This is a genomic window from Mesorhizobium sp. M0060 (assembly GCF_040323155.1).
In the GTDB taxonomy this organism is placed as follows: Bacteria; Pseudomonadota; Alphaproteobacteria; order Rhizobiales; family Rhizobiaceae; genus Mesorhizobium.
Map to the genome: position 1 here is coordinate 1 of NZ_JAMYUP010000121.1, position 5,533 is coordinate 5,533.

A 5,533-nucleotide genomic window follows, 5' to 3' on the forward strand; every position below is an offset into this window, starting at 1 on the left:
CTCGTATGCCGGCTACGACCCTGTTTTCCTGTCCATCGCCCGCTCGGTGATCGGCGGCCTGTGTGTTTTCGGTTGGTGCCGCTGGCGCGGCATTGCGCTGTTCACGCCCGACAAAACCCTTGTCGCCGGAATTCTGGCGGGTGCGCTTTTCGGTCTCGAGTTCCTGTTCCTTTACGTCGGGCTCGAGCACACGACGGTTGTGCGCAATACCTTGCTGGTCAACACCATGCCGTTCTGGATGCTGGTCGGCGGCCATTTCCTGCTGGGCGAAAGCATCACGGCGCGCAAGCTCATTGGCCTGCTGCTCGCTTTCGCCGGGCTGGTTGCGGTGTTTTCAGACAAGCTTAGCGCCAATGGCGGCGCGACGCTGAGCGGCGACTTGCTCAGTCTCGGCGCCGGCATTCTGTGGGCCGTGACTAACATTGTCATCAAGCGGTCGAAACTGGTGGAGGCAAGCGCCGAAAAGCTGCTGCTCTATCAGCTGGCCGGGGCCGCTGTCGTCGGCATTTTGGTGATGCCCTTTGCCGGGCCGCCCGTCCGCAGCTTTACCCTTCTGCCGACCTTGGCGCTGCTGTTCCAGGCCGTCTATGTCGTCGCCTTCACCTATGTGCTGTGGTTCTGGCTGCTGCGGCGCTACCCTGCATCTGGACTGTCGAGCTTCACCTTCCTGTCGCCGGTCTTCGGCGTGCTCTGCGGCGCCGTGTTCTTGAACGAGCCGTTGACCGTTCGTATCTTCCTGGCACTCGGCCTCATCGCCGCCGGTCTTATCGTCGTCAACCGGCCGGCCCGAAAACAAAGCCCCGGATGAGCATGCGCGATATATTGAACGACCTCGAAGCGGGAAAGCAGCTCTCCGATCCGGATCCGGTACGCCGTGCCCAAATCCAGATGAAGACGCACCTGCCGAAACGCTTCTACAAAGCCGTCTCGGTCACGCCGGTCGAAGATGGTTTTGCCGTCCATCTCGATGGCAAACCCGTCCATACGCCGGCCAAGGCGCTGCTGGCGCTGCCGACCGAAAAGGCGGCCGCTCTCGTCGCCGAGGAATTCGCCGCACAAGAGGAGATCATCGACCCGGTGACGATGCCGGTGATGCGTCTGGTCAACACCGCAATCGATGGCGTCGCCAGTGATCCCCAGGCGGTGCTGGAGGACATCCTGCGCTTCGCCTCATCCGATCTGCTCTGCTACCGCGCCGATGCACCACAGGGGCTGGTCGACCGGCAGAACCAACATTGGGATCCGGTCATCGACTGGGCGCGCAGCGCGCTCGGCGCCCGGTTCCATCTCGCCGAAGGGGTGATCCATGTCGAGCAGCCGCGCGAGAGTATCGCGCTGCTTGGGCAGCATCTTGCCCAGCGTGCCGATCCGCTGCGCCTTGCCGCCATCCACGTCATGACCTCGCTGACTGGATCGGCGCTGCTGGCGCTGGCTGTCGATTTCGGCGAGCTAGACGGCGAGGCGGCTTGGGCTGCCGGCCATGTCGACGAGGACTGGCAGGCCGAGCAATGGGGCCATGATGCCCAGGCCGTCGCGCGCCGCGCTGCCCGAAAGCGCGACATGATGGCGGCAGTCGGACTGCTCGAAGCTCTCAAAGGCTGACGGCACCGCCTGCTATTTCGCACTGCACATTAGACCAAAGTCATAATCCCAAAGGCGGTCTGCCTCTGGACGGCGCTTTCTGTCATTTTTTGCACCGGTGGCTGCACTGAGTCTGCGTTGCGAGGAAACGCGGACGATGACGCGCAGCATCGAGGACGGACGGATTTCACACGGGAGGATACGCTCATGGCAATGGCATCGACCGCCGGCAAAACAAGCCGCGGCATGACGCGCGAGGAGAAGAAGGTCATCTTCGCTTCCTCGCTCGGCACCGTTTTCGAATGGTACGATTTTTATCTCTACGGCTCGTTGGCCGCCTTCATCGGCGCCACCTTCTTCTCGTCGGCGCCGGAAGCGACACGCAACATCTTCGCCCTGCTCGCCTTTGCGGCCGGTTTCTTGGTGCGCCCGTTTGGCGCCCTGCTGTTCGGCCGCATCGGTGATCTCGTCGGCCGCAAATACACCTTCCTCGTCACCATGACGATCATGGGCCTGTCGACCTTCCTGGTCGGACTTCTGCCCGGATATGCGAGCTGGGGCATCGCCGCGCCGGTGATCCTGATCATCCTGCGCATGCTGCAGGGCCTGGCGCTCGGTGGCGAATATGGCGGCGCCGCGACCTATGTCGCCGAACATGCGCCCGACGACCGTCGCGGCTACTACACGTCGTGGATCCAAACGACGGCGACGCTCGGCCTGTTCCTGTCGCTGATCGTCATCCTGATCGTCCAGGGCTCGATGAGCAAGGACACCTATGCCGCTTGGGGTTGGCGCGTTCCTTTCCTGGTTTCCTTCCTGCTGCTCGGCATCTCGCTCTGGATCCGGTTGTCACTTGCCGAATCGCCGACCTTCCAGCGGATGAAGGACGAGGGCAAGGGTTCCAAGGCACCGCTGACGGAAGCCTTCGGCCAGTGGAAGAATGCAAAAATCGCGCTGCTGGCACTGCTCGGCCTCACCGCCGGCCAGGCCGTGGTCTGGTATAACGGCCAGTTCTACGCGCTGTTTTTCCTGCAGAACGTGCTCAAGGTCGAAGCGCAGTCGGTCAACATCATGATCGCCATCGCGCTGGCGTTCGGCTCGATTTTCTTCGTCGTGTTCGGCTGGCTCTCCGACAAGATCGGCCGCAAGCCGATCATCATGGCCGGCCTTGCACTGGCGATCGTCTGCACCTTCCCGTTGTTCAAGGCGCTGACCAGGGCAGCCAACCCGGCGCTCGCCACCGCGCAGCAGAACACGCGCGCGACGGTGACCGCGGCACCGGGGGACTGCAAGTTCCAGTTCAATCCGGTGGGCACGGCGAAATTCACGACGTCCTGCGATATCGCCACCTCTTTCTTGACCAAGAACTCAGTGCCTTATGACGTGGTAACGACGGCAGCGCCCGGCACTGCTGCGTCGGTCAAAATCGGCAACGAGACAGTTGAGTCGTATGACGCGACTGCGGCCGGCGATCAAGCCAAGGCCAAGGACGCTGTTTTTGCCAAAGCGGTAAACACGGCGCTTCATGACGGCGGCTATCCGCTGAAACGGGCAGCGGCCAAGGTGCCGGACCAGAAGCTTGAAGCCTTCATTGCGGCCAATCCCGAGCTGAAGCTCGATGCGGCAGCCATCCGCGCTGGCGACAAGGCTACCGTCCCGACCGACCAAGCGATCAAGGACAAGCTGCTGACTGCCGATGAGGCCGCGGGAGCCCCCGAGGTCACCGTCTACACCATACCGGGCGGCGGTCCCTTCGCCATGTTTGCCGACCCGGCCGCGGTCAACTGGCCGATGACGATCGCCATCCTGTTCATCCTCGTAATCTTCGTCACGATGGTGTACGGGCCGATCGCCGCGATCCTGGTCGAGATGTTCCCGACCCGCATCCGCTACACCGGCATGTCGCTGCCCTATCACATCGGCAATGGCTGGTTCGGCGGACTGTTGCCGGCGACGGTGTTCGCGCTCAGCGCCTACAAGGGCGACATCTACTACGGTCTCTGGTACCCAGTGGTGATCGCGGCGATGTCGCTGATCATCGGCATGATCTTCATCAGAGATACGCTCGGAACAAACCTTCACACCAAGCAGTAGCCGGCCTGTACCGGTTCCAAAACAGAGCCCGGCGCGAGCGATCGCGCCGGGCTTTGCAATTCATCAAATACGCGGAGAAGGCCTAGCTTTTGCGATCCTGTTTCGCTTCCTCGATCGCTGCTTCATGATACCAGGCGCTTCCGAAATCCGTGCGGTTGCGCAAAGAAGCAAGTTCTGCCGCGAACTTAGCCTTTCCGCTTAAATTTGAGGCAGACGCGCGCGCTGCCACCGGGAACATCAGGATTTTGGCCGACTGACGAGTGGAAGTGATTTCCATTATCGGTTTCCTTTCTTCGACAGAACCTTGCCGATTCAACCTTTCCCCAAGATAGGTTCAGCAACCGAATTAGGCAACATGATTACGAAAGGATCAGTATTTGCACATTATTTATGCAAGATATGCTTGTGAGTGATCCGAACGCAGCACGGCGGCGGCCCAGCGATTTGCACCGATGCGACCTCACTTTTGCCGCACCCTTCGCCGGCGAGAATGGCACACGAATTGCTTTTTATTAATCCGGCAGGTCGGCTGCTGGATAGGCCGGCTCGCCCCGGCACCATCCAGGGTTCGGTGATCAAGCAACGAGAGGCTAGAATGACGAAATACAAGCTCGAGTACATTTGGCTCGATGGATACACCCCGGTTCCCAACCTCCGCGGAAAGACGCAGGTCAAGGACTATGCCGAGTTTCCGACGCTCGACCAGCTTCCGCTGTGGGGCTTCGACGGTTCTTCGACCATGCAGGCCGAGGGCCACAGCTCCGACTGCGTTTTGAAGCCGGTCGCCGTCTATCCGGATCCCGCCCGCACCAACGGCGCGCTCGTCATGTGCGAGGTCATGATGCCCGATGGCGTGACGCCGCATGCGTCCAACAAGCGCGCCACCATCCTCGACGACGAGGGCGCCTGGTTCGGCTTCGAGCAAGAGTATTTCTTTTACAAGGACGGCCGCCCGCTCGGCTTCCCCGAGAGCGGCTATCCGGCGCCGCAAGGCCCGTACTACACCGGCGTCGGCTACAGCAATGTTGGCTCCGTCGCCAGACAGATCGTTGAGGAGCATCTCGACCTTTGCCTCGCCGCCGGCATCAACCATGAAGGCATCAACGCCGAAGTGGCCAAGGGCCAATGGGAATTCCAGATCTTCGGCAAGGGTTCCAAGAAGGCCGCCGACCAGATGTGGATGGCACGCTATTTGATGCAGCGCCTGACCGAGAAGTACGGCATCGATATCGAATACCACTGCAAGCCGCTCGGCGACACCGACTGGAACGGCTCCGGCATGCATGCCAACTTCTCTACCGCCTATATGCGCGAAGTCGGCGGCAAGGATTATTTCGAGGCGCTGATGGCTGGCTTCGACAAAAACCTGATGGATCATATCGCCGTCTACGGGCCGGACAATGACAAGCGTTTGACCGGCAAGCATGAGACCGCGCCGTGGAACAAGTTCAGCTACGGCATCGCCGACCGCGGCGCCTCGATCCGCGTGCCGCATTCCTTCATCAACAATGGCTACAAGGGCTATCTCGAGGATCGCCGCCCGAACTCGCAGGGCGACCCCTACCAGATCGCTTCCCAGATATTGAAGACGATCGCCTCCGTTCCAACCAGCGCCGAGGTTTCGGCCGCGGCTTGAGCATTTGTTGCGGCGTGGACCTCAGGTCTGCGCCGTGATTTTCTCTCCAATCGCATCGCAATAAAAAACCCCGGCGTCTCCGCCGGGGTTTTCTATTTGGCTGTAACGATCCGGATCACCTTTCAATTACCCACATCGTCGGCTTGATCCAATGGAGATGCCGAAGGCGATGTCGTGCAAGCGGGTCATGCCGCGCCAGACGACCATGTTGCCAGGAGGCGG

At 61.0% G+C, this 5,533-nt stretch carries 5 protein-coding genes; 4 read left to right on the plus strand and 1 reads right to left on the minus strand.

Going from position 1 to position 5,533, the window contains the following annotated elements:
• The 3 genes from NKJ94_RS36760 to NKJ94_RS36770 all read left to right on the plus strand — a co-directional run.
• The coding region (locus NKJ94_RS36760) for a DMT family transporter (RefSeq protein ID WP_352532606.1) at positions 1 to 808 on the plus strand (808 nt) is incomplete at its 5' end.
• A gap of 2 nt (positions 809 to 810) precedes the next feature.
• Positions 811 to 1,602: an ATP12 family chaperone protein gene (locus tag NKJ94_RS36765; RefSeq protein WP_352532608.1), complete on the plus strand. Its 792-nt coding sequence runs from the start codon at positions 811 to 813 to the stop codon at positions 1,600 to 1,602.
• 186 nt (positions 1,603 to 1,788) lie between these two features.
• Positions 1,789 to 3,675: an MFS transporter gene (locus NKJ94_RS36770; RefSeq protein ID WP_352532610.1), complete on the plus strand. Its 1,887-nt coding sequence runs from the start codon at positions 1,789 to 1,791 to the stop codon at positions 3,673 to 3,675.
• 82 nt (positions 3,676 to 3,757) lie between these two features.
• Here NKJ94_RS36770 and NKJ94_RS36775 read toward each other — a convergent pair whose 3' ends face one another.
• Positions 3,758 to 3,952, minus strand: coding sequence for a DUF2735 domain-containing protein (locus NKJ94_RS36775; RefSeq protein ID WP_292660390.1), 195 nt, complete (start codon positions 3,950 to 3,952; stop codon positions 3,758 to 3,760).
• 318 nt (positions 3,953 to 4,270) lie between these two features.
• Here NKJ94_RS36775 and NKJ94_RS36780 point away from each other — a divergent pair, with 318 nt between their 5' ends.
• On the plus strand, positions 4,271 to 5,311 hold the full coding sequence (locus NKJ94_RS36780) for a glutamine synthetase beta-grasp domain-containing protein (protein ID WP_352532612.1): 1,041 nt from the start codon (positions 4,271 to 4,273) through the stop codon (positions 5,309 to 5,311).
• Positions 5,312 to 5,533 lie beyond the last annotated feature (222 nt).

Bases quoted from the DNA above. Each gene is read 5' to 3' on its own strand.
- NKJ94_RS36770 (WP_352532610.1), top strand. From the start codon at position 1,789: ATGGCAATGGCATCGACCGCCGGCAAAACAAGCCGCGGCATGACGCGC.
- NKJ94_RS36780 (WP_352532612.1), top strand. From the start codon at position 4,271: ATGACGAAATACAAGCTCGAGTACATTTGGCTCGATGGATACACCCCG.
- NKJ94_RS36775 (WP_292660390.1), bottom strand. From the start codon at position 3,952: ATGGAAATCACTTCCACTCGTCAGTCGGCCAAAATCCTGATGTTCCCG.
- NKJ94_RS36765 (WP_352532608.1), top strand. From the start codon at position 811: ATGCGCGATATATTGAACGACCTCGAAGCGGGAAAGCAGCTCTCCGAT.